The organism is Streptomyces sp. NPDC045778, from assembly GCF_056431945.1.
Window position 1 is genome coordinate 180,358 of sequence record NZ_JBWKJZ010000012.1, and the last position, 22,938, is coordinate 203,295.

Sequence of the window (22,938 nt, forward strand, 5' to 3'; positions counted from 1 at the left end):
TCAGCGGAAGATCGCCACCGGATCCAGGGTCAGCTCGCCCGCGTCGCGGTTCCAGGTGCGGACCTTGCCGAGGCAGCGGGCCTGGAACTCGCCGCTGAAGTAGTCCTCCTCGTGGAACTCCTCGCGGATGCCGTCCTCGGCGCAGGTGATCTTGACGTGGGCGGCCGGGCGGGCGTCGCCGTAACGGGCGCGCAGGACCACGTCGCCGCCGGGGAGGCCGCGCGCGGTGAAGCGGCCGGTGACCGAGACGAACTCGGACATCACCGCGCTGAGCGCGACGCGGTCGTCGTCGCTGTCGCGCAGGGTGTCGGCGAGGGCGCGGTTGGGGACGAGCAGGCCCGTGGTGAGGTCGGCGTGGACGACGGCGTCCTCCCTGCGCATCGTGTCCATGAGCAGCCCTATGACCGTGATGGGGGTGTTCTGCTGGACGTAGGAGGTGAACCGCTCCTTGGTGACGTCACGGCCCGCCGTGCCGCCCGCGCCGCGGAACCTCGCCCACAGGCTGAAGCCCCCCGTCACGTTCGTGCGGTCGGCCACCTCCTGCTCAAGGGCGGCCGAGAAGCCTCCGGTCTGGTAGAGGTCCATCACCCGCTGTTCGTGCAGGTAGAAGCACATGCCGTGGAAGCTTCTGCGGCCTCGCGCGGCGCGCCGCCTGCCGCGCCTGAGCCAGCCCAGGCGCACCAGGGCGTGACGTACGAGCACGCCCACGCACACCGCCGTCAGGAGCCAGACGGCCATCCACGGCCACCACAGGTCCCACCACGCGCTGTCAACGACACCCACGGATCTCCTTGAACGCCTGGGAGAGGGAGGAGGATCCGGCGTCCACGACGCGCCCCCCGGTCTTGGCCGCGGCGCGCCGCAGCGCCTTCGCGTCGGCCTCTCCTAAGTGGACGGGGAAGGTGGGCACCGACCGCACGGCGGGGCCCCGCTGCGAGTGACGGCGGGCGAACTGGCCGTACGACAGGCCCGAGTTGCTCTCGCCGTCGGTCATCAGGACGATCGAGACGCGGCGGCCCGGGTCGTCGCCGACGGTGGCCCCGGCCCGGTCGTAGCCGCGGTCGAGGGCCGACCACACGGCCGTGGCGTCGCCGAAGCGGCCGCCCGCCACGAAGGAGTTCAGGGCGCGCAGATCGCCGTCGCCGCGCACCGTCACCGTACGTTCCTCAAGGATGCGGCCCGCGAACCGGACCACGGTCAGCCGCTCGCCCCGGTAGAAGCGGGCGAACTTGCCCGCCGCCGTCGGGTCCGCGCCGCTCAGCCCGGCGAACGCCGCGCGCAGGTCCGCCATCCGCCCGCCGCGCATCGACGTGGAGAAGTCGAGCAGGAACACCACGTGGTCGCCGGTGCGGCGGGCCGGGTCGCCGTAGTCGTCCATCAGGCGCCGGACGACGGAGAGCTGGTCGGGGTACGAGAGCGCGTTGCCGATGGCGGACCGCAGCTGCCGCGGCCGGGGCACGTCCGCGCCGACGGGCCGCCGCCAGGTGCGCTCCACCAGTTTCTTCTGTACGTCGTCGCGCCGCAGCCAGTCGACGACCTTGCGGTACGCCTTGTGCTCATCGGCGTCGAGGAGCATCAGCGGGAAGTCCGACAGGACCATGCCGTCCGCCGGGTGCACGATCTCCAGGGGGTGGTCCAGGGTGCCCGCCGCGTTCAGGGAGAGGAGTTCCGCCTCGTGCGCGATGAGCGCGTTGGTCCGGCCGGGGCTGCGTACGTAGGCGTCGATCAGCGCGCGGGAGCTGGCGGCGGTGAGCGTCTGCCCGGAGCGGAAGCCGCGCAGCCGGTCGCAGGACACGTCCCGCTCGCGCAGCACCCCGCCGGTGCCGGCGGCGGCGGTGGCCACGCCGACGAGCGCCGCGCGCCCGGTGTCGCTGCGCCGCGGGTCGGCCATGCCGAAGCGCACGCTGCCGTCGGCGGCGGCGTCCGCGACGTCGGCCCAGGTGATCCGGGAGCCCCGCGCGGACGCGCGGACGCGCTGGGCGGTGGCGTGGGTGAGGCCGACGACGACCGGCGAGCGCATGATGGCGGTGGACTCCGGTGGCGCGGCGGGCCGCCCGCGCTCGCGCAGCCGCAGCAGGTACGAGCGGTCGGAGGCGGGCCAGGCCAGGTCGTAGGAGCCGAGCGGCCCGGAGAGGTCGGCCGTGGCCGTGAAGTCGATGTCGAGGTCGACCCCCGTGTCGTCCTTCAGCTCTCCCAACAGCGGCTCCACGTCCGCGAGTTCCGGGCTGGCGAGCACCCTCAGGGTCGTGCTGTCGTCCCCCTTGGTGCAGGCGGTGAGGGCGGTGGCGAGCAGGGCCAGGCAGACGGCGACGGCACGCCGCCTCATGAGGTGCCGCCATCGGCCGGCGGGCAGTTGCCGACGTGGTTGATGATCCGCTCCAGGGCGTCCAGGTCGGGCGCGTCGGCCTTCGTCCGGTCGGGGTTGGGGGTCGGCACCTGAACGCCGTGCTCGCGCAAGTAGGCGTTCAGCTGCTCGCTGGTGCTGTCCTCGCCGGAGAACCGCACCCGGAAGCCCAGCTCGATGGCCCGCCGGCGCAGCTTCGCGTCGGACTCCAGCAGGGCGGTGAGCCGGTCGCCCCGGCCGTTGAGGGAGATGAGCTGTGGCTCGGTGAGGGCCTGCGGCGAGGGGTAGAGCAGGACGCGGCGGGTGTCGGCCCGCCGGTGGCGCTTCTGGAATCCCACTTGGTGGGCGAGGAACTGGTGCTCGTAGATCAGGGACACCGGCGCGATGGACTCGCCCTCGTCGGAGAAGTAGCTGTCGGCCTGCTCGTCCGCGGCCATGCCCTGGAGGTTGATCAGCGGCTTGACCTTGGCGGCCACGTCGAGGACGGGGTCGCCGCCGCGCCCCCGCCCGGTGCCCGGCGGCCGGTTCCCGTTCTTCACGAAGGCGAGGATGCTCAAGTACGTGCCGGCGGCGTTGGACTCGCAGACGCTGGAGGTGCGCACGAGGACGCGGCCGCTGTTGCTGTGGGTGGAGTGGTCGCGGTAGCCGATGCCGTTCCAGGTCTTGTCGCGCTCGATGAGCCGCAGGAACCCCGCCATGTCGAGGTCGTAGTACAGCGTGTCGCCGCCCCGCGCCCGCTGCGGGCGGGCCACGCCCTCGGCCACAAGCGTCTGGGCGTACTCGCGGAACGTGCCGAGCGCCAGCGGCGTCACGAACGGGCGGGCCGTGCGCACCGAGCGCCGCTGCTCCCGCATGATCAGCCGGGCGGCGGGCTGGCCCGAGGGGAAGACGACGTCCATGCCCCCGAGCGACTGCGTGGCGATGCCGCGCGAGCCCAGGCGGTGGATGTCCACGCGGATGCCGTGCTTCAGGAGCAGGCGCTGGACCTCGGGGTCCTTGAAGTAGTCCGACTTCGACGCCATCTTGCCGTCGATCGTCGTGATGCGCTCGAAGGGGCGCAGGGCGTTGCCCGAGACGAGCAGCGCGAGGAGGCCCGCGAGGGCCAGGGGCATCGCGGCGATCACATGCCGGGGGAAACGGCGCCGCCGCCGGGCCGCCGGGCGGCGGGTGGCCAGGCGGGGCTCTTCTCTGCTGGACGTATCGGCTCTCTCGGGCACCGCGCTCTCCTGCCTCGGGCGGGGGGCAGGAGCATGCGCCTCCGCCGCGAACGAGGTGCCCTGGAGGCGCCAACTCCGTCTGAACCTAAAGTGAATGACGCCCCATCAGGTAGCGCGGCCCACCACACCTTGTCGCGCTGCGCGCTCGTCCTCAAACGCCGGACGGGCTGGATATTCGCCGGTGCGGCTCGGTGCTCGTCCGCGGCCCGCGGAGCGTCTCCGACGGGCCCGGGGGGCCGAAGAGGCTCAGCCCTTGGTTTCAACGGGCGCGGGGCCGGTACCCGCCCCTCATGTCCCCCCGATTCACCAAAAGCAGCCGAGGCGGCGCCGAGGCCGCGACGGTCATCGTCGTCCTCGCGGACGTCGCGGCGGTCATCATCGCCCTGTGGATCCTGATGGACCTCCTCGAGGCCAACCGCGGCAACGACCTGGTGCAGGTCGTGCGCGACGTCGCCCGGTGGCTCGCGAGCTGGTCGCACGACCTGTTCACCTTCGACGAGCGGTGGGCGCGGGTCGTGGCGGGCTACGGTCTGGCCGCCGTCGTCTACCTCGTGGTCGGCCACCTCGTGGCGGGGCGGCTCCGCCGACACTGACGCCGGGGAGCCCCCCCAAGGGGCGCGGGGAACCGCGCGCCCAGCCACAACGGCTCCGCAGACGACCGGCGGCAGGGCACGGCAGAACTCCAGCGGAGCGCTCAGCAGCAGTCCGGGTCGAGCCCCGCCGGCAGGTCCGTGCCCGAGAACACCCGGCAGGTCGCCTCGTCGCCGCCGAGCGCCGCCACCGCGAGCAGCAGGGAGCCCGCCGTCCAGGTGGTCTGCTCGACGGGCCAGACGGCCGCGTCGTCGTACACGTAGCCCGTCCAGTACAGGCCCGTCTCGTCGTCACGCAGGTGCTGGATGGACCTGAGGACGTCCACGGCGCGGTCGGACTCGCCGAGCGCCCACAGGGCGAGGGCCAGCTCCGCGCTCTCGCCGCCGGTGACCCAGGGGTTGGGCACCACGCAGCGCACGCCGAGGCCGGGCACGACGAAGCGGTCCCAGCCCTCCTCGATGCGGGCCTTGGCCTCGGCCCCGGTGAGCGCGCCGCCGAGGACGGGGTAGTACCAGTCCATCGAGTAGCGGTCCTTGTCGAGGAACCGCTCGGGGTGCCTGCGGATCGCGTGGGCCAGGGCGCCCGCCGCCAGCTCCCAGTCGGGCTGCGGGTCCTCGCGCGTCTCGGCGATGGCGAGGGCGCAGCGCAGCGCCTGGTGGATGGAGGAGGAGCCGGTCAGGAGCGCGTCGGTGACCGGGGTGCCGTCCGGCTCGCGCTTCCAGCCGATCTGGCCGCCCGGCTGCTGGAGCGCCAGGACGAACTCGACGGCGGCCACGACCACCGGCCACATGCGGTCGAGGAACACCTCGTCGCCGGTGGTCAGGTAGTGGTGCCAGACGCCGACGGAAACGTACGCGCAGAAGTTGGTCTCGCGGCCGCGGTCCGTGACGTCGTCCGGGTCTCCGTCGGCGTACGCCGCGTACCAGGAGCCGTCCGCGTTCTGGTGCCGGGCGAGCCAGTCGTAGGCGCGGGCGGCGGCCGCGTGCTCGCCGGCCGCGTCCAGGGCCATGGCCGCCTCGGTGTGGTCCCACGGGTCCAGGTGGTGGCCGCGGAACCACGGTATGGCGCCGTCCGGACGCTGCGCGGCGAGGATGCCCCGGACCGTGTCCGCTGCCTGATGTGCCGTCAGAACGCCGGGCAGGACCAGGTGTTCGGTGCGCTCGGGACTCGTCACGCCCCGGCCTTCGCGTCGGCGGGAGCGGTGGCCGCGGCGGCGCGCGGCAGGTGCGGCTTGGTCGCGTACGCCACGAAGCTCTTGCCGATCAGCGGGTTCAGGGCCTGCTCGGCGAGCTTCGTCGCAAGGGGCTTCTTCATGATGTCCCAGACCAGGAGCTTGTGGTACGCGCGCACCGGCAGCGCCTTGTCGTTGTCGACGCCGAAGGCGCACTTGAGCCACCAGTACGGGGAGTGCAGCCCGTGCGCGTGGTGGGTGCCGTAGGGCTTGAGGCCCGACTCCCGCATCCTCGCGAGGAGTTCGTCCGCCTTGTAGATGCGGATGTGGCCGCCCTCGACCTCGTGGTACGCGTCGCTGAGCGCCCAGCAGACCTTCTCCGGGCCGTAGCGCGGGACGGTCACCGCGATGCGGCCGCCGGGCTTGAGGACCCGGACCATCTCCGCGAGGACGCCCTTGTCGTCGGGGATGTGCTCCATCACCTCGGAGATGATCACGACGTCGAACGACTCGTCCGGGAAGGGCAGGTTGAGCGCGTCGCCCTCCATCGCGGTCGCGGTGGCGCCCGCCGGGGCCTCGCCCGCCTCCTTCATGGCCGCGAACCACTTCGCGACCTCGCGGATCTCCTCGCCGTTTTGGTCGAGCGCCACCACCTGGGCGCCGCGCCGGTAGCACTCGAAGGCGTGCCGTCCGGCCCCGCACCCGAGGTCGAGGACGCGATCCCCCGGCGCGAGCGGGAAGCGGGTGAAGTCGACGGTCAGCACGGAGTCCTGCTTTCGTGGTGGGGGCCAGCAACTTCGGAGAGGGCGGCGGCGGGGGCAGTGCCCCGCGGGGCCGCAGGACGCACCGGGACCGCCCGCAAGGAGGGGGTCGGGGAGCCCGCCATGGCTGCGCGGTAGCGCTCCACCGTGCCCTGCGCGGCCCGCGCCCAGGTGAACCTGTCGAGGACGCGGGCACGCCCGGCCGCGCCGAGGCGCGCCCGCAGCTCCGCGTCGCCCAGGAGGCGCCCGAGGCCCGCGGCAAGGGCACCCGGGTCGCCGGGCGGCACCGCGAGGCAGGTCTCGCCGTCGGCCCCCGCGACCTCCGGGATGGCCCCGCCGGTCGTGGCGAGCAGCGGCGTGCCGGTGGCCATCGCCTCGGCGGCGGGCAGCGAGAAGCCCTCGTACAGGGAGGGCACGCAGGCGATCTGCGCCGAGCGCACCAGGTCGACGAGTTCCGCGTCCGTGATGCCCTTGACGAACTCGATCGACCCTTCGAGGCCGTACCGCTCGACGGCGGCGGCGACCGGGCCCTCCTCGGGGCGCTTGCCGACGACGACGAGATGCGCCTCGGGGTGCTCCGTACGGGCCTTCGCGAGGGCCTCGACGAGGTGGATCAGGCCCTTGAGCGGGACGTCCGCGCTGGACGTCGTCACGATCCTGCCGGGCACCTCCGGCACGGCCGGGTCGGGCGAGAAGAGGTCGGTGTCGGCGCCGATGTGCACGACGCCGATGCGGTCGGGACGGACGCCGAGGTGGTCGACGATCTCCTGGCGCGAGGTGCCGGACACCGTGACGATCGAGGGCAGCCGGCGCGCGACGCGCTTCTGCATCCGCGTGAACGCGTACCAGCGGCGCACGGACGCGCGGCGCTTCCAGTCGGCGGCCGCGTCCAGCTCCAGCTGCCGGTCGACGGTGATGGGGTGGTGGATGGTCGTCACCAGCGGGGCGCCGAGGTCGCCGAGCAGGCCGTAGCCGAGCGTCTGGTTGTCGTGGATGACGTCGAACGCGCCGCGCCGGGCGCGCAGATGGCGCCGGGCGCGCAGACTGAAGGTGACCGGCTCCGGGAAGCCGCCGGTCCACATCGTGGCCACTTCGAGCGCGTCGATCCAGTCGCGGTACTCGTCGCGCCCCGGGGTGCGGAAAGGGTCCGGCTGACGGTAGAGGTCCAGGCTCGGCAGCTCGGTCAGGCTGAGCCCGTCGAGGCCCTCGCCCTCGTCGAGCACCGGGTAGGGCTGGGCGCCGATGACTTCGACGGTGTGGCCGAGCCGGGCCAGCTCGCGCGAGAGGTGGCGGACGTAGACGCCCTGGCCGCCGCAGAACGGGTTCCCCTTGTAGGTCAGGAGAGCGATGCGCAGCGCGCGGCCGCCGTCCGTCGCGGAGCCCGGCGGGGGGCCCGTCTCTCTGGCCTCAGCGGTCACTGTCGGCCCCCTTCTTCCTTCAGTATCCGGGAGACTACGCCGGGACGGTAATGTAGAACAAGTTTCAGAGTTGTTCCCCTCGCGACCGCCCTTGATCGCCGGACGCGGTTGAATCTACCGGCAGGTAGCCACGCCGGAAGGCCCGGATCAGGTGATTCGCGCCACGGCCGCCGCCCTGCTGTACGGTCGCTTCGCGGTCGCGGTCCCGGCGGCTCACCGGACGGGACCGCGGGGCGGAACTGTGGGATCTTTGCGGACGAGTGGGATGGGCTCGGGACCCCCGGGACCCCAGGGACGGCTGACAGGACTGACGGGGCGACGGGACGATGACAGCTGACGCGAAGACGGCCGGGGCGCGGGTGACCGCGTCGGCGCCGCTCACCGAGCGCCAGGAGGCGCGCCGCCGCCGCATCCTGCACGCCAGCGCCCAACTGGCCAGCCGCGGCGGCTTCGACGCGGTCCAGATGCGCGAGGTCGCGGAGGCCGCCGGGGTCGCGCTCGGCACGCTCTACCGCTACTTCCCCTCGAAGGTGCACCTGCTCGTCGCGACGATGCAGGACCAGCTCCAGCACATGCACACCACGCTCCGCAAGCGGCCGCCCGCGGGCGAGACGCCCGCCGAGCGGGTCGCGGAGACGCTGATGCGGGCCTTCCGGGCGCTCCAGCGCGAGCCGCACCTCGCGGACGCCATGGTGCGCGCCCTGACCTTCGCCGACCGCTCCGTGAGCCCCGAGGTGGACACGGTCTCGCGGCTCACCACGGCGATCGTCCTGGACGCCATGGGCCTGGCCGGGCAGCCGACGCCCGCGCAGCTCTCCGCGGTGCGGGTGATCGAGCACACCTGGCACTCGGCCCTGATCACCTGGCTCTCGGGCCGGGCCTCGATCGCCCAGGTGAAGATCGACATCGAGATGGTGTGCCGCCTGATCGACCTGACCGCGGCGTGACGCTCCGCTGGAATGGCCGCGACGGGGCCGTCCGTCGTCTGCGGATCCGTCGTCGCTGATCGCGCAGTTCCCCGCGCCCCCACGGGCGCCGCCCACAGCCCTGCGCCGGTCTACTCCCCCGGCGGGAACACCACCTCCCCACTGCCGAGCAGGGTGATCGTGAAGGCCACGACGGCCGTGCGTCGTCTGCGGATCCGTCGTCGCTGATCGCGCAGTTCCCCGCGCCCCCACGGGCGCCGCCCACAGCCCTGCGCCGGCCTACTCCCCCGGCGGGAACACCACCTCCCCACTGCCGAGCAGGGTGATCGTGATGGCCTCGACCGGGCAGCCCTCGGCGGCCGTGAGGAGTTGTTCGGCCGCGTCCGTCTCGGCCCGCCTGGGGTGCGCCTGGCGGGCGGAGTCCAGGGCGAAGCCGTCCGGCGCGTGGTGCACGCACGTCCCGGAGCCGATGCACACCGACCGGTCGACCTCGACGTGCCAGCGGTCGCCCATCAGGCCCCGGCCTCCCCGGGCGCGTGACCTGGGGGCAGGTGGATCATCTTGTGCTCGAAGTACTCGCCGTACCCCTCGGGCCCGAACTCGCGGCCGATGCCGGAGTTCTTGTAGCCGCCGAAGGGGCCGAGCATGTCGAGGCTGAAGGTGTTCACGGAGTACGTCCCGGTGCGCACCCGGCGGGCGACGTCCAGGCCGCGCTCGACGTCGGCGGTCCACACGGTGCCGCTGAGGCCGTACTCGGAGTCGTTGGCGATCCGCACGGCCTCTTCCTCGTCGTCGTACTCGATGAGGCAGATGACCGGCCCGAAGATCTCCTCGCGGGCGACCCGCATGGAGTTGTCGACGCCGCCGAGCAGCGTCGGCTCGACGTACCAGCCGCGGTCGAACCCGGCCGGGCGCCCGCCGCCCGCGAGGATCTTGGCGCCCTCCTCCTGGCCGATGCGGATGTAGTCGAGCGAGCGGCGCTGCTGCCGCTCGGCGACCAGCGGCCCGAGTTCGGTCGCCGGGTCCATCGGGTCGCCGACCTTCAGCGCCGCCGCGGCGGCCGCGAAGGCCTCGGCGAACTCCCCGCCGCGGGAGCGCGGCACGAGGATGCGGGTCTGCGCCACGCACGCCTGGCCGTTGACCATCCAGGCGAAGGGCACGATGCCGGCCACGGCGCTCGCCGCGTCGGCGTCCGGCAGGATGACGGCGGCCGACTTGCCGCCCAACTCCAGGGTGACCCGGGTGAGATGGCGGGAGCAGACCTCCATGACGCGCTTGCCCGCGGCGACGGATCCGGTGAAGGACACCTTGTCGACGCCCGGATGCCCGACGAGGTACTCGCTGACCTCCCGGTCGGCGCAGACGACGGAGAGCACGCCCGGTGGCAGGCCCGCCTCCACGGCGATCCCGGCGAGGACGTACGCGTCGAGCGGCGTCTCGGGCGAGGTCTTGAGGATCACCGGGCACCCGGCGAGCAGCGCGGGCGCGAGCTTGGCCGCGGCGGTGAACTGCGGGACGTTCCACGGCACGACGGCCGCCACCACACCCATGGGCTCGCGCCGCACCAGGATCCGGCCGAGCACCCCGTCGCGCGCCTCCTCGTACGTGAAGGTCCGCGCGGTGGTGATCGCCGCGTCCCAGACCATCATCGCGGCCAGGGCCTGCACCAGGACGGACGAGGTGATCGGGGTGCCGTTCTCGGAGCTGATGACCCGCGCAAGCTCCTCGTGCCGCGCGGCCAGACCGTTCTTGATCTTCGTGACGACCTCGATCCGCTCGTCGAGGGCAAGGCGCGGCCACGGCCCCTCGTCGAAGGCCTCGCGGGCGAGGGCGACGGCCCGGTCGACGTCGGCGGGCGCGGCGTGCGGCACCCGCCCGAAGACCTCGCCGGTGTGCGGCGAGACGACCTCGATGACGTCCTTGCCGAGTGGATCCGTCAACTCCCCGCCGATGAAGTGCTGTCCGTACTCCACGAACTCCGTCATGGCCGACCGCCTCCTGCGGGACGCTTCCTGACGCTGTTTCAGAACTGATATCAGTTCTAGTTATAGTGGGCAACGGCCGTGCGGCCGACAGCTCCGGCGGCAGGGACGGGGGCGGCGGATGACCCAGGTGACGAGCACGGGCGCGACCGACCACGGCGGGGGCCTGTGGAGCGTCGCCGTGCCGATCCCGGACAACCCCCTCGGCCACACGCTGGTGTACGTGCTCGACACCGACCGCGGCCCCGTCCTCGTCGACACCGGCTGGGACGACCCGGCGTCGTGGGACACGCTCGTCGCCGGGCTCGCCGCGTGCGGGACCGAGGTCGCCGACGTGCACGGGGTGCTGCTCACCCACCACCACCCGGACCACCACGGCCTCTCCGCCCGGGTGCGGGCCGCATCCGGGGCGTGGCTCGCGATGCACGAGGCCGACGCGCAGGTGGTGCGGCGCACCCGGGAGTTCCCGATGCGGCGGTGGTTCGGGTATCTCGCGGACAAGCTGAGCGCCGCGGGCGCGCCCGCCGCGCACGTGGCGCCGCTGACCGCCGCCCGCGACGCGGGGCGCGTGCCCGGGATCGCCGCGCGCCTGCCCGCCCTGCCCGACCGGCCGATCCCGCCCGGCGAGCTGCTCGACCTGCCCGGCCGCCGCCTGCGCGCGATCTGGACCCCGGGCCACACCCCCGGCCACGTCTGCCTGCACCTGGAGGAGGAGCACCCGGCCCGACTGCCGGGCCGGGGCCGCCTGTTCAGCGGCGACCACCTGCTGCCGGGCATCACCCCGCACATCGGTCTGTACGAGGACCCGGACGACCGGACGGTCACCGACCCCATCGGCGACTACCTGGCCTCCCTGGAGCGGGTCGGGCAGCTCGGTGTCGCGGAGGTCCTGCCCGCGCACCAGCACGCCTTCGCCCACGCGCACGCCCGGGTACGGGAGTTGCTCGTCCACCACGAGGAGCGGCTCGCGGGCCTGCTCGCGCTGCTCACCGACGAGCGCACGCCCTGGCAGCTCGCCGAGCGCATGGAGTGGAACAGGCCCTGGGCCGACATCCCCTTCGGATCCCGCACCATCGCCGTGTCCGAGGCCGAGGCGCACGTGCGCAGGCTCGTGAAGCTGGGGCGGGCACAGGCGGTGCCGGGCAGCGACCCGGTGACGTACGTGGCGGTGTGAGGCCCCCGGGGGTGCCAGGCCCCAGTGGCCGCGCCTGGCGCGTCACCAGACCTCCTCGCCCCGCAGCACCGCGTCCGCGCCGCCGTCGATGAACACCACCTGGCCGGTGACGTGCGTGTTCTCGGGCGAGGTGAGGAAGTCGAGCAGCGGGGCGACCTGCTCGGGCTCGCCGTAGCCGTTCAGCGGCATGGGGACGGCGGCGTCGGCGATCGCGCGGATCTCCGGGTCCTCGATCATCGGGCGGCTCATCGGGGTGCGGATGATGCCCGGCCCGATCGCGTTCAACGGGATGCCCGCGCCCGCCCACGCGTCGCTCACGGCGGCGCGGCGCACCCAGCGCACCAGGGCGTGCTTGGTGGAGGTGTACACCCGCTGCGGCTCGCCCCTCTCGATCGCCTCCCGCGCGGCGGCGACGGCCGCGGCCTCGTCACCGGCCAGCACCGCGTCGACGATCGCCGGGTCGGCGGGGTGCAGGGCGGCCACGGACGCCACGGCCGCCGCGCGCGGATGGCGGCCCGCGGCGAGCAGCGGGCGCAGGCCGGTGAGCGTGGCGATCGCGCCGAAGGCGTTCACCCGCACCGTCACCGGGTCGTACGCGGCGACCCCGGCACAGGCGATGACGGCGTCGAGACGGCCGCCGCCGAGGTCGGCCGCCGCATCGGCGAGCAGGGCGCGGCCCTCCGCGGTGGAGAGGTCGGCGCTGATGTCGGTGCCCTTGAGGTCCGCGCCGATGACCCGGTGGCCGCGCGCGCCCAGGTGGCGTGCGGTGGCCCTGCCGATGCCCGAGGCGGCCCCGGTGATCAGATAGGTACGGGCGGTCTGGTCGGCGCCGCGGTCCGGCTGCGTACGGCTCGGGTCCTGCACGGTCCTGCTCCCCTCAACTGCCGCGCCCTGGGGCTCCCGCCACGCTACGCCCGCCGCCCGGGCCGCACCAGAGCGCGATCACCCGCCGCGCCTGGCCGGGAGGGGCGGCGTACGGGCCGGTAGAGTGTGCGGGTCGTCATCACGTACGTACGAGGGGAAGCCGGTGGGAATCCGGCGCCGGACCTTCCCGGGGCCCCGGCCCCGCCCGGCCCGGCAGTGGCCGCCGTGGCATCACCCGCCCGTGGCACCACCGCCCGCGGCGAGCCGGAGCACCTCGTGCGGCGTGACCGGCTCGCGTCATCGGGACCGTACCGATGGCCGGCACCGTCGAGGCACACGGAGCCGGAGCCGCCCGGTGCCCCTGTCGTGCCGTGCCGCCCGGCTCCCCGCAGGGAGAGGCACCCGCCGCATCATGAACGTTCGCCGCAGCGCAGCTGCCCTGGCCGCCGTCGCCGCCCTCGGCACGGCCGCGGCCCCGGCCGCACTCGCCGACGAGGCCGCGCCCTCGCCCTCCAGCGCGCTCCCCTCGGGTCTGTACGGCACGTCGGACCCGAAGTTCGACGGCGTGTTCCGGCAGTCGTACGCCCTGCTCGCGCAGGACGCGACCGGGGTCACGCCCGCGGCGAAGGCCGTGGACTGGCTGACCGGCCAGCAGTGCGGCAGCGGCGGCTTCGCGGCCTACCGCGCCGACGCGGACGTGCCCTGCGACTCCAAGGTGCAGGTCGACAGCAACTCGACGGCCGCGGCCGTGCAGGCCCTGGCCGCGCTCGGCGGCGAGAAGGCCGTCGACACAGCCGTCACCAAGGGCGTCGCCTGGCTGAAGTCCGTGCAGAACCAGGACGGCGGCTGGGGCTACAGCCCGGGCCTGCCGAGCGACGCCAACTCCACCGGCATCGCGATCGGCGCGCTCGCCGCCGCCGGGGAGAAGCCCGCGGCCGCGAAGTCCCAGAAGGGCAAGTCGCCGTACGACGCCCTGACGAAGCTCGCCATGGACTGCGGCAAGGACGGCGGCGCCTTCGGCCTCGCCGACGCCAAGTCCGGCAAGCTCGCGCCGAACGCCGACGCCACGGCGGCCGGTGTCCTCGGCGGCCTCGGCAAGGGCCTGGTCGTGACCGCGCCCGAGAAGCCGGAGAAGCACGCCGCCGCGCCGAAGTGCGCCAAGGCCGACTCGGCGGAGCAGGCCGCGGCCAACGGCACCGGCTACCTCATCGACGCCCTCGGCAAGTCCGGCCACCTCACCTCGTCCCTGCCCGGCTCCACGGACAAGCCGGACGTCGGCAACACCGCCGACGCGGTCGTCGCGCTCGCCGCGGCGGGCCAGGGCGAGCAGGCGAAGAAGTCCGCCGAGTGGCTCGCGGGCCACTCCGCGGCCTGGGCGAAGCAGAGCGGCCCCGCCGCCTACGCCCAGCTCGTCTTCGCCGCGCACGCCGCGGGCCTGGACCCGCGCGACTTCGGCGGCGCCGACCTGGTCGAGCAGCTCAACGCGACGGGCCCGGCCCCGCGGGCGCAGGCGGCCGACGAGGAGAAGGACAAGAACGACGACGACGGCAGCGGCATGAGCGTCTGGTGGATCGTCGGCGTCGGCCTGGCCGCGGGCGCGGGCATCGGCTTCCTGCTGAGCGGCCGCAAGAAGAACCAGCCGTGACGCACCGCCGTCGCGGGCGCGGCCACCGCCGCGCGGTGGCCGCGCTCTTCACCGCCCTGCTCGCGCTGTGCGCGGCGGCCCCCGCGCACGCCGCCGACTACCGCTACTGGTCGTTCTGGCAGCGCGGCGAGGGCGGCGCGTGGGTGTACGCCACCCAGGGGCCCTCGATCGCGCGGCCGGACGACGGGGACGTGGACGGGTTCCGCTTCGCCGTGGCCGCCGACGCCAAGAGCGCGAAGAAGCCGCGCGGCACCGCCGACTTCGACGCGATCTGCGCGGACACCGAGGCCGCCGCGGGCAAGAAGCGGATCGCGGTCGTCATCGACTTCGGCACGGCCGCCGACGCGCCGGGCGGGCGGACGCCGCCGAAGCCGCGTACCGCGTGCGCCCGCATCGACGACGGCGGGACGAGCGCCGACGCGCTCGCCGCCGTCGCCAAGCCCCTGCGCTACGACAACAACGCGCTGCTGTGCGCCATCTCCGGCTACCCGAAGGCGGGCTGCGGCGAGCAGGTCTCCGGCGACAAGGGCGACCGCGACGGCTCCGCTGAAGGCGACGGCGACGGCGGCCCGTCCGTCGGCCTGCTCGCCGGGGCCGCCGCCGTGGTCGTGCTCGGCGGCGCCGCCCTCTGGCAGGCCCGCCGCCGGCGCGCCTGAACCGGGGCCGACACGATGACCAGCCCACGCGCCGCGCGGCCCGCCCCGCGCCGCCGCCTCGCCCCCGAGGCGAACCGCTCCAACGCCCTGCACCCGGGCGCCTGGTGGCTGTGGGCGCTCGGGCTCGCCACGGCCGCGTCCCGCACCACCAACCCGCTGCTCATCGGGCTGCTCGTCGGGGTCGCGGGGTACGTCGTCGCGGCCCGGCGCACCTCCGCCCCGTGGGCGCGCGCGTACGGGGCGTTCGTGAAGATCGCCCTGCTCGTCATCGGCATCCGCCTGGTCTTCGCGGTGTTCCTCGGCTCGCCGATCCCGGGCACCCACCTCATCGTGACGCTGCCGGAGGTGCCGCTCCCCGACTGGGCGCAGGGGGTGCGGATCGGCGGCCGGGTCACCGCGGAGGGCGTGGTGTTCGCGCTGTACGACGGGGTGCGCCTCGCGGGCCTGCTGATCTGCGTCGGCGCCGCGAACGCCCTGGCGAGCCCGGCCCGGCTGCTGAAGTCCCTGCCGGGCGCCCTGTACGAGGCGGGTGTCGCCGTGGTCGTGGCGATGACGTTCGCGCCGAACCTGATCTCCGACGTCCAGCGGCTGCGCGCCGCGCGCCGCCTGCGCGGCCGGGCGGACCGCGGGGTGCGCGGCCTCCTCCAGGTCGGCCTGCCCGTCCTGGAAGGCGCCCTCGAACGGTCCGTGGCGCTTGCCGCCGCGATGGACGCGCGCGGCTTCGGGCGCACCGCCGCCGTGCCCGCGCGGGTGCGCAGGACCACGGCGGCCTTGACGCTCGGCGGCCTCATGGGCGTGTGCGCGGGGACGTACGGGCTGCTCACCGCGGACGGCGGGACGTACGGCCTGCCGGTGCTCGGCGCCGGGCTCGCCGCCGCGCTCGGCGGTCTGTGGCTCGGCGGGCGGCGCGCGGTGCGCACCCGCTACCGGCCCGACGTGTGGGGCGTACGCGCCTGGCTCGTGGCGGGGTCCGGCGCCGCCGTCGCGGGCGTGATGATCGCCGCCGGCTCGGCGGGAGTCAGTGACCTGCAACCCGGAGTCGTCCCGCTGGTCGCGCCGGAGCTGCCGCTGTGGCCCGCCGCCGCGATCCTGCTCGGCCTGCTCCCGGCGTTCGTCGCGCCGGTGCCGCCGCCCGCGCAGGCCCCCGCTCCCCGCCCGTCCCGAGCCGCCGCCGCCAAGGAGCAGAGCCCATGACCATGATCCGGTTCGAGGACGTGTCCGTACGGTACGAGGGCGTGCCCGGGCCCACCGTCGAGCACGTGGACCTGGCCGTCCCCGAGGGCGAGCTGGTCCTGGTGGTCGGCCCGTCCGGGGTCGGCAAGTCCACGCTGCTCGGCACCGTGAGCGGCCTCGTGCCGCACTTCACGGGCGGCACGCTGCGCGGGCGCGTGACCGTGGCGGGCCGCGACACCCGCACCCACAAGCCGCGCGAGCTGGCCGACGTGGTCGGCACGGTGGGCCAGGACCCGCTCGCCCACTTCGTGACCGACACGGTGGAGGACGAGCTGGCGTACGGCATGGAGTCGCTCGGTCTCGCCCCCGACGTGATGCGCCGCCGCGTCGAGGAGACCCTGGACCTGCTCGGCCTCGCCGAGCTGCGGGGCCGGCCCATCTCCACCCTGTCCGGCGGCCAGCAGCAGCGCGTCGCCATCGGCTCCGTCCTCACCCCGCACCCCCGGGTCCTGGTCCTGGACGAGCCGACGTCCGCGCTCGACCCGGCCGCCGCCGAGGAGGTCCTGGCCGTCCTCCAGCGCCTGGTCCACGACCTGGGCACCACGGTCCTGATGGCCGAGCACCGCCTGGAGCGGGTCGTCCAGTACGCCGACCAGGTACTGCTCCTGCCCTCGCCCGGCGCGGCCCCCGTCCTGGGCGACCCGGCCGAGCTGATGGCGATTTCGCCGGTGTACCCGCCGGTCGTGGCCCTGGGCCGGCTCGCCGGGCTCGCACCGCTGCCGCTGACCGTGCGGGACGCGCGCCGCAAGGCGGGTGGGCTTCGCGAGCGGCTCGACGGCGTCACTCCGCCGCAGCGGGGCGCGGCGCCCGCCGCCCCCGAGGAGCGGCACGCTTCCCCCGCCGGGCGGTGGTGGCGGCTCGGGCGGAAGGGGCCTCAGGAGCCCGCGGGCGGCGTGGCCGCGACCGGCGCGCGGGTCGAAGGGCTCGCGGTACGCCGGGGACGCGTGGAGGCGCTGCGGCGCGTCGACCTGAGCGTGGCGCCCGGCGAGACCCTCGCGCTGATGGGCCGCAACGGCGCGGGCAAGTCCACCCTCCTGTCCACCCTGGTGGGCCTGCTGCCGCCGACGGCCGGAACGGTCCGCGTGGGCGGCGTGCCCCCGCACCGCACGGCCCCCCGCGAGCTGGTCCGCCGCGTCGGCCTCGTCCCGCAGGAGCCGCGCGACCTGCTGTACGCGGACACCGTCGCGGCCGAGTGCGCGGCGGCCGACCGCGACGCGGGGGCGCCCGCGGGCCGCTGCCGCGCTCTGGTGGCGGAGCTGCTGCCGGGCATCGCCGACGACACGCACCCGCGGGACCTGTCGGAGGGCCAGCGCCTGGCCCTCGCCCTGGCGATCGTCCTGACGGCCCGCCCGCCCCTGCTGCTCCTCGACGAGCCGACCCGGGGACTGGACTACGCGGCCAAGGCCCGCCTGGTCACGATCCTGCGCGGCCTCGCCGCCGAGGGCCACGCCATCGTCCTCGCCACGCACGACGTGGAGCTGGCGGCCGAGCTTGCGCACCGGGTGGTGATCCTCGCCGAGGGCGAGATCGTCGCCGACGGCCCCACCGCCGAGGTGGTCGTGTCGTCCCCGGCCTTCGCCCCGCAGGTCACGAAGGTCCTGGCACCACAGCGGTGGCTCACGGTTTCACAGGTACGACACGCCTTGGAGGCGACCGATGGATAGCGCCCCAAAGGGGCGCGGGGAACTGCGCGCCCAGCCCCCGACGGCCCGCAGAGAACAGAACGCCCAGGCGCGCCCCATCCGGCTCGGGCCACGCTCGGTGGCGGCCCTGGCCCTGGTGAGCGCCACCGGCGTGGCGGCCTTCGCCTGGCCCCTGCTCGCCGGGCCGGACTCAGACCTCAGCGCACACGCGCAAGACGCGCCGTGGCTGTTCGCGGCCCTGCTCCCGCTGCTCGTGGGCGTGGTCGTGGCGACCATCTCGGACGTCGGCCTGGACGCGAAGGCCATCGCGATGCTGGGGGTGCTCGCCGCGGCCGGGGCCGCGCTGCGGCCGCTCGGCGCGGGCACGGCCGGGATCGAGCCGATGTTCTTCCTGATGGTGCTGAGCGGGCGCGTGCTCGGGCCCGGCTTCGGGTTCGTGCTCGGCGCCGTGTCGATGTTCGCGTCGGCGCTGCTCACCGGCGGGGTGGGCCCCTGGATGCCGTTCCAGATGCTGTCCATGGGGTGGGTGTGCATGGGCGCGGGGCTCCTGCCGGGCGCCGACAGCCTGCGGGGGCGCGGCGAGCTGTGGCTGCTCGGCGCGTACGGGGCGGTCGCCTCCGTCCTGTACGGGGCCGTGATGAACCTCCAGGGCTGGCCCTACATCTCCGGCCTCGCCACCGGCGTCTCCTACGTCCCCGGTGACGCGGTCGGCGACAACCTGGCCCGATTCCTCGCGTACTGCCTGGCCACGTCCCTGGGCTGGGACCTGCCGCGGGCGGCGCTCACCGTCGTCCTGAGCCTCGCGCTCGGCCCGGCCGTCCTGAAGGCGCTGCGCCGGGCCACGCGGCGGGCCGCGTTCGAGGCGCCGGTCACATTCGAGGCCCCGAAGCCGTGACCGGCGTTGCGCGTTCTGTGAGGAAACAGGGGGGTGTGCGGTGAGGCGCCCCACAGGACTTTGGTCCTCTACTACGGGGCCCCGTAGCCGCGCAGCGCTGTCAAGTACACGCCAATTTACGCTCTGACCTGCGGATTGAGAGCCAGATCACAGCGGGGCCCTTCGTCCTCGGTGCGAGTGCCACTAGTAAGAGGGGTCATTGCGGCGGCGTAACAGCCCTGCTTCTCTGGATGAGTCGCACGGCGCCGACCGGCCGTCCACGAGCCCCCCGGGCCCTTCCGGGAAACCGCTCAAGGCCTCGGCGCCGACGCATTGCCCCCGCTCTTTACGAGCCGGTGCGGCAAGCGCCCCGCGACCGTCCTGTTCCCGACCGGAAGGTCCTCTGTGTCCGTCACGCTCCTCCGCCGCATCACGCCCAAGAAGGCCATCGTCGGCGGTGCCCTCGCAGCCGCCGCCACCGGCATGGTCTTCGCCGCGGCCCCCGCTCAGGCCGCTCCGGCGTCCGACTCGGCCAAGGCCGTGGCGCAGCGGGTGATCGGCGACGCCGGCCAGTTCCAGTGCTTCGACAAGATCGTCTCCCACGAGAGCGGCTGGAACGTCACCGCCACGAACTCCTCCTCCGGCGCGTACGGCCTGGTCCAGGCCCTGCCCGGTTCGAAGATGGCCTCGGCGGGCTCCGACTGGAAGACCAACGCCGAGACCCAGATCAAGTGGGGCCACTCCTACATGAAGGACCGCTACGGCAGCCCGTGCGGTGCGTGGAGCCACTGGCAGGCCAACGGCTGGTACTGAGCCTGGCCCCCGGGCCTCGACCAGCGCAGGCGGTCACCCCCTCGACGGGGGTGGCCGCCTTTTCGCATCCGCGGCAGTCGGGGCGGTCCGCTCCCGGCTCCCGGGGGGGCGCACCGGGCGGCCTCGCTAGGCCTGCTTGGGGGCCGCCTGCTGGACCACCTCGAAGGACCAGACCTCGTTGCCCGTCGCCGCGGGCTTGGGGCGGTCGCCGCCGCCCTGGTGGGCCGCCTTCATCGGGCCCTCCATCCACGCCTGGAAGGCCGCCTCGTCACGCCAGCGCGTGTACACCAGGTAGTTGTCCGTGCCGTCGACCGGGCGGAGCAGCTCGAACCACTCGAACCCGTCCGAGTTCTCCACGGTGCCCGCGCGGGACGCGAAGCGCTTCTCCAGGACCTCGCGCTGCTCGGCGGGCACGTTCAGGACGTTGATCTTCACGATGCTCATGGGGTCATCCTCGCCTACGGCCGCGTCGGGGCGGCGTGAGGCCCCGGTCCCGCCCGGACCGGGCGCCGGGGTCAGGTGGCGCGCCGTTCGCGCCACTCGCGCGCCACCTCGTCCACGTCGTACGGGCGCAGACCGAGGGGCGGGCCCGGCGGAGGCGTGCGCAGCGCCTCGCGGATCTTGTCGTTCAGCTCCGTCACCAGGCGCCGCGCCACACGCTCGGACGGGGCGTCGACGGCGGCCGCGAGGACGTCCTCCGCCTCCTTGCGCAGCGCGAGCGTGGGCGACAGGACGGACACGCCCTCGCGGGCCAACTTCCGCTTGATCCACCACAGTTCGTCGTACGCGGCGGTCGCGTCGGCGGGCAGGGGCCGGCCCCTGCCGGGCAGCGCGGCGAAGTCCCCGCGCTCCTCCGCCTCGCGGATCTGCCGGTCGACCCAGGACTCGAAACTCACACCAGGCGGTTTCCGTTCCGTCATGGGTCCATCGTCCCAAAGGCAATCGGCGGCGGCGAGGCTAGGATGCGCGCGAGTGTCCGAAACCATGGGGGTGCGGGGATGCTGGAGCTGACGATGGCCACGGTGTCGGGTGCGGACGCGGGCGCGACCGCGGGCATGACGATGGCGGAGGCTCCCAGCGAGCCGGGCACGGTCCTTCTGGTCGGCCGCGACGGCGGCGTGTGCGGCCTGGTGCCGCCGCAGGACTGGCTGTTCGTCTCCCGTACGCACCTGGAGTTCCGCTGCGGCCCGGACGGCACCTGGACGGTCACCTGGCTGCGCGGCTCCCAGCCGAACCCGGCGTCCGAGGTCCGCCTCATCGCCCACGGGGCGGCGACGCCGCTCGCCTACGGAGGGGCGGCGCCGCTGCCCCGGGGCGGCTCGGGGGAGATCGTCGTGCAGGACCGCTCGGGGCCGCGGAGCGTGAACGTGGGCTTCTACCACGAGGGCTGAGCCCCCGGCAGGACCCTGGATCAGGCCCGTACGCGGGCGAGCGCGAAGCCGTCGTAGCCCTTCGCGCCCACCGTCTGCACCGCCGTGCCGTCGAGCCCGGGGTGGCTCGCCATCAGCTCAAGGGCCTCGCGGGTGCCGCGGATCGACGGGTCGTCGGACGCGGGGTCGGCAACCCCGCCGCCCCGCACCACGTTGTCCAGGACGATCAGGCCGCCCGGCCGGGCCAGCTTCAGGGACCACTCCAGGTAGCGGGCGTTGTTGGCCTTGTCCGCGTCGATGAAGACCAGGTCGAAGGGGGCGGCGCCCTCGGCGTGCAGCGCGGCCAGGGAGTCGAGGGCGGGGCCCGTGCGCAGCTCGGTGAGCTTGTCCAGGCCCGCGTGGGCGAGGTTGGCGCGGGCCACGGCGGCGTGGGCCGGTTCGGACTCCAGGGTGACCAGGTGGCCGTCGTCGGGCAGGGCCCGGGCCAGCCAGATGGTGCTGTAGGCGGCGAGGGTGCCGATCTCCAGGATCCGCCCGGCCGGGACGAGCCGGGCCAGGAGGTGGAGGAGTTTGCCCTGGGTGGGGGTGACGCTGATCGAGGGCAGCCCCGCGGCCTCGGCGGCGCGGCGGGCGTGGGTGAGGGCCTCGTCCTCGGGGACGAGGAGGTCCGTGAAGTAGGTGTCCACGGTGGTCCATGCGGGGTGGGCCGTCACAACGGGCTCCTCGGTGCGGGGTGGCGTGGGGGCGGTGCGCCCTGCCGGTGGGCTCCCCCGTCCGGCCCCTCCCCGAAACCCGGGGCTCCGCCCTCCGGCCCGTTGGCGCCCCCGTCCGCGAGAGGCCGCCGCGTTAGCGGCAGGAGGGCCGGGAGGGCCGGGTCAGGCCCCGGGCTCCACCGCGGGCGGGGAACCCGGCAGGGGGCGGCCCGCGGACTCCGTCATGCGCCAGACGGCGAAGCCACCCACGACGGCCGCGGCCATCATGTAGTACGCGGGCATCATGACGTCCCCGGTGGCGCCGATGAGGGCCGTGACCACCAGCGGGGTCGTACCGCCGAAGACGGACACGGAGATGTTGAAGCCGATGGACAGCGAGCCGTAGCGGACCTTCGTGGGGAAGAGGGCCGGCAGTGCCGACGGCATCGAGGCCGTGAAGCAGACCAGGAGCAGGCCGAGCGCCGCCATGCCGAGGCCGATGGCCCACAGGGAGCCGTCGCGGATCAGGAGCAGGGCGGGCACGGAGAGCAGGAAGAAGCCGGCGCAGCCCGCCGCGATGACGGGACGGCGGCCGACGCGGTCGGTGAGCGCGCCCACGAACGGCTGGGCGCACATCATCAGGGCCATCACCGCGAGGACGACGAGCAGCCCGTGCGTCTCGTCGTACTTCAGCTCGCTGGTGAGGTACGTCGGCATGTACGACAGGAGCATGTAGTCGGTGACGTTGAAGACCAGGACGAGGCCCACGCACAGGAGCAGGGTGCGCCACTGGCCGGTCACCATCTCGCGCAGGCTCACCTTGCCGCGGGTGCGCTCGTCGGCGTGCGCCCGCTCCAGCTGGGCGGCGAACGCCGGGGTCTCCTCCAGGCGCAGGCGCAGGTAGAGGCCGATGAGGCCCATCGGGCCCGCGATCAGGAACGGGATGCGCCAGCCCCAGGACAGCAGGTCGTCGCTCGACAGGAGCGCGGTCATCAGCGTGACCAGGCCCGCGCCGCCGATGTAGCCCGCGAGGGTGCCGAACTCCAGCCAGCTGCCGAGGAAGCCGCGCCGCTTGTCGGGGGCGTACTCGGCGATGAAGGTGGAGGCGCCCGCGTACTCGCCGCCGGTGGAGAAGCCCTGCACGAGGCGGGCGAGCAGCAGCAGGACCGGGGCCCAGACGCCGATCGTGGCGTACGACGGGATCAGGCCGATCGCGAAGGTGCCGGCCGCCATCATGATCATGGTGAGGGCCAGCACCTTCTGGCGGCCCACGCGGTCGCCGAGGGGGCCGAAGACCATGCCGCCCAGGGGGCGGATCAGGAAGGCCGCGGCGAAGGCGCCGAAGGTGGAGAGGAGCTGCGCGGTCGGGTTTCCGGACGGGAAGAAGACCTTGCCGAGGGTGACCGCGATGTAGCTGTAGACGCCGAAGTCGAACCATTCCATCGCGTTGCCGAGCGCGGCCGCCTTCACCGCGCGCCTGACCAGCGCGGGGTCGGTGACGGTCGGCTCGGGGGCACGGGCGGCGCCGGGTCCCTGGGGGGACGGCGCCTCCTGCTTGCTCAGG

The 22,938-nt window shown here is 74.3% G+C and carries 23 protein-coding genes; 10 read left to right on the top strand and 13 right to left on the bottom strand.

Translation table 11 applies throughout. The features are described 5' to 3' along the window. The 3 genes from AC07GB_RS17940 to AC07GB_RS17950 are packed head-to-tail and all read right to left on the bottom strand — an operon-like array spanning position 1 to position 3,561. A complete protein-coding gene (locus AC07GB_RS17940) occupies positions 1–783 on the bottom strand; it encodes a hypothetical protein (RefSeq protein ID WP_478846392.1) in 783 nt (260 codons plus the stop codon). Further along, a complete protein-coding gene (locus AC07GB_RS17945; protein WP_478846393.1) occupies positions 770–2,326 on the bottom strand; it encodes a substrate-binding domain-containing protein in 1,557 nt (518 codons plus the stop codon). Before AC07GB_RS17945 ends, AC07GB_RS17940 begins: the two co-directional genes overlap by 14 nt. After that, complete coding sequence (locus AC07GB_RS17950; RefSeq protein WP_478846395.1) at positions 2,323–3,561, bottom strand: hypothetical protein; 1,239 nt, start codon at positions 3,559–3,561, stop codon at positions 2,323–2,325. The genes AC07GB_RS17945 and AC07GB_RS17950 overlap by 4 nt, the downstream gene beginning before the upstream one ends. A 290-nt stretch (positions 3,562–3,851) precedes the next feature. Between AC07GB_RS17950 and AC07GB_RS17955 the strand changes: the two genes are divergently transcribed. Beyond that, on the top strand, positions 3,852–4,154 hold the full coding sequence (locus AC07GB_RS17955; protein WP_478846397.1) for a hypothetical protein: 303 nt from the start codon (positions 3,852–3,854) through the stop codon (positions 4,152–4,154). A 101-nt stretch (positions 4,155–4,255) separates the two neighbouring features. Here AC07GB_RS17955 and AC07GB_RS17960 read toward each other — a convergent pair whose 3' ends face one another. From AC07GB_RS17960 to AC07GB_RS17970, 3 genes are read right to left on the bottom strand one after another with little or no spacing between them, the layout of a single operon-like run. Beyond that, complete coding sequence (locus AC07GB_RS17960) at positions 4,256–5,326, bottom strand: prenyltransferase/squalene oxidase repeat-containing protein (RefSeq protein WP_478846399.1); 1,071 nt, start codon at positions 5,324–5,326, stop codon at positions 4,256–4,258. Beyond that, positions 5,323–6,087, bottom strand: a complete 765-nt coding sequence (locus tag AC07GB_RS17965) for a class I SAM-dependent methyltransferase (RefSeq protein ID WP_478846401.1) — start codon at positions 6,085–6,087, stop codon at positions 5,323–5,325. Before AC07GB_RS17965 ends, AC07GB_RS17960 begins: the two co-directional genes overlap by 4 nt. After that, positions 6,081–7,502 (bottom strand): glycosyltransferase family 4 protein, encoded by a 1,422-nt coding sequence (locus AC07GB_RS17970; RefSeq protein ID WP_478846403.1) that lies wholly within the window; start codon positions 7,500–7,502, stop codon positions 6,081–6,083. Before AC07GB_RS17970 ends, AC07GB_RS17965 begins: the two co-directional genes overlap by 7 nt. A gap of 326 nt (positions 7,503–7,828) precedes the next feature. On the opposite strand from AC07GB_RS17970, the gene AC07GB_RS17975 reads away from it, so the two are divergent. Continuing rightward, positions 7,829–8,449, top strand: coding sequence for a TetR family transcriptional regulator (locus tag AC07GB_RS17975; protein WP_478846405.1), 621 nt, complete (start codon positions 7,829–7,831; stop codon positions 8,447–8,449). A gap of 258 nt (positions 8,450–8,707) precedes the next feature. On the opposite strand, the gene AC07GB_RS17980 is transcribed toward AC07GB_RS17975, so the two are convergent. Beyond that, the gene (locus AC07GB_RS17980) at positions 8,708–8,941 is read right to left on the bottom strand and encodes a ferredoxin (RefSeq protein WP_478846407.1); all 234 of its coding nucleotides are present in this window, start codon (positions 8,939–8,941) and stop codon (positions 8,708–8,710) included. Beyond that, complete coding sequence (locus tag AC07GB_RS17985) at positions 8,941–10,413, bottom strand: aldehyde dehydrogenase (RefSeq protein ID WP_478846409.1); 1,473 nt, start codon at positions 10,411–10,413, stop codon at positions 8,941–8,943. The genes AC07GB_RS17980 and AC07GB_RS17985 overlap by 1 nt, the downstream gene beginning before the upstream one ends. Positions 10,414–10,531: 118 nt before the next feature. Here AC07GB_RS17985 and AC07GB_RS17990 point away from each other — a divergent pair, with 118 nt between their 5' ends. Next, positions 10,532–11,584, top strand: a complete 1,053-nt coding sequence (locus tag AC07GB_RS17990; RefSeq protein ID WP_478846411.1) for an MBL fold metallo-hydrolase — start codon at positions 10,532–10,534, stop codon at positions 11,582–11,584. Positions 11,585–11,626: 42 nt separating this feature from the next. Here the strand turns inward: AC07GB_RS17990 and AC07GB_RS17995 are convergent, their stop codons facing one another. Beyond that, a complete protein-coding gene (locus AC07GB_RS17995) occupies positions 11,627–12,448 on the bottom strand; it encodes an SDR family oxidoreductase (RefSeq protein ID WP_478846413.1) in 822 nt (273 codons plus the stop codon). A 412-nt stretch (positions 12,449–12,860) separates the two neighbouring features. Here AC07GB_RS17995 and AC07GB_RS18000 point away from each other — a divergent pair, with 412 nt between their 5' ends. The 6 genes from AC07GB_RS18000 to AC07GB_RS18025 all read left to right on the top strand — a co-directional run bounded on the left by AC07GB_RS18000 (position 12,861) and on the right by AC07GB_RS18025 (position 19,312). Beyond that, on the top strand, positions 12,861–14,093 hold the full coding sequence (locus AC07GB_RS18000; protein WP_478846415.1) for a prenyltransferase/squalene oxidase repeat-containing protein: 1,233 nt from the start codon (positions 12,861–12,863) through the stop codon (positions 14,091–14,093). Next, complete coding sequence (locus AC07GB_RS18005; RefSeq protein WP_478846417.1) at positions 14,090–14,749, top strand: SCO2322 family protein; 660 nt, start codon at positions 14,090–14,092, stop codon at positions 14,747–14,749. Before AC07GB_RS18000 ends, AC07GB_RS18005 begins: the two co-directional genes overlap by 4 nt. A 15-nt stretch (positions 14,750–14,764) precedes the next feature. Beyond that, complete coding sequence (locus AC07GB_RS18010; RefSeq protein ID WP_478846419.1) at positions 14,765–15,943, top strand: energy-coupling factor transporter transmembrane component T; 1,179 nt, start codon at positions 14,765–14,767, stop codon at positions 15,941–15,943. Positions 15,944–15,945: 2 nt separating this feature from the next. Then, positions 15,946–17,646, top strand: coding sequence for an ABC transporter ATP-binding protein (locus AC07GB_RS18015; RefSeq protein ID WP_478846504.1), 1,701 nt, complete (start codon positions 15,946–15,948; stop codon positions 17,644–17,646). After that, positions 17,639–18,520 carry an ECF transporter S component gene (locus AC07GB_RS18020; protein WP_478846421.1) on the top strand — a complete coding sequence of 294 codons (882 nt, stop codon included), beginning with the start codon at positions 17,639–17,641 and terminating at the stop codon, positions 18,518–18,520. Before AC07GB_RS18015 ends, AC07GB_RS18020 begins: the two co-directional genes overlap by 8 nt. Before the next feature lie 384 nt (positions 18,521–18,904). Further along, positions 18,905–19,312, top strand: a complete 408-nt coding sequence (locus tag AC07GB_RS18025) for an aggregation-promoting factor C-terminal-like domain-containing protein (RefSeq protein ID WP_478846423.1) — start codon at positions 18,905–18,907, stop codon at positions 19,310–19,312. 126 nt (positions 19,313–19,438) lie between these two features. On the opposite strand, the gene AC07GB_RS18030 is transcribed toward AC07GB_RS18025, so the two are convergent. Together AC07GB_RS18030 and AC07GB_RS18035 are read right to left on the bottom strand one after the other, a co-directional pair. Next, positions 19,439–19,756: an antibiotic biosynthesis monooxygenase family protein gene (locus AC07GB_RS18030; RefSeq protein ID WP_478846425.1), complete on the bottom strand. Its 318-nt coding sequence runs from the start codon at positions 19,754–19,756 to the stop codon at positions 19,439–19,441. A 71-nt stretch (positions 19,757–19,827) separates the two neighbouring features. After that, entirely contained in the window at positions 19,828–20,232 is a 405-nt protein-coding gene (locus AC07GB_RS18035) for a DnaJ family domain-containing protein (RefSeq protein WP_478846427.1), read from the bottom strand. A 78-nt stretch (positions 20,233–20,310) separates the two neighbouring features. Here AC07GB_RS18035 and AC07GB_RS18040 point away from each other — a divergent pair, with 78 nt between their 5' ends. Continuing rightward, complete coding sequence (locus AC07GB_RS18040; protein ID WP_478846429.1) at positions 20,311–20,703, top strand: FHA domain-containing protein; 393 nt, start codon at positions 20,311–20,313, stop codon at positions 20,701–20,703. A 20-nt stretch (positions 20,704–20,723) separates the two neighbouring features. Here AC07GB_RS18040 and AC07GB_RS18045 read toward each other — a convergent pair whose 3' ends face one another. Continuing rightward, positions 20,724–21,395 (bottom strand): O-methyltransferase, encoded by a 672-nt coding sequence (locus AC07GB_RS18045; RefSeq protein ID WP_478846431.1) that lies wholly within the window; start codon positions 21,393–21,395, stop codon positions 20,724–20,726. Positions 21,396–21,557: 162 nt separating this feature from the next. Further along, positions 21,558–22,937 (bottom strand): glycine betaine/L-proline transporter ProP, encoded by a 1,380-nt coding sequence (gene proP, locus AC07GB_RS18050; RefSeq protein WP_478846506.1) that lies wholly within the window; start codon positions 22,935–22,937, stop codon positions 21,558–21,560. Position 22,938: the final 1 nt, after the last annotated feature.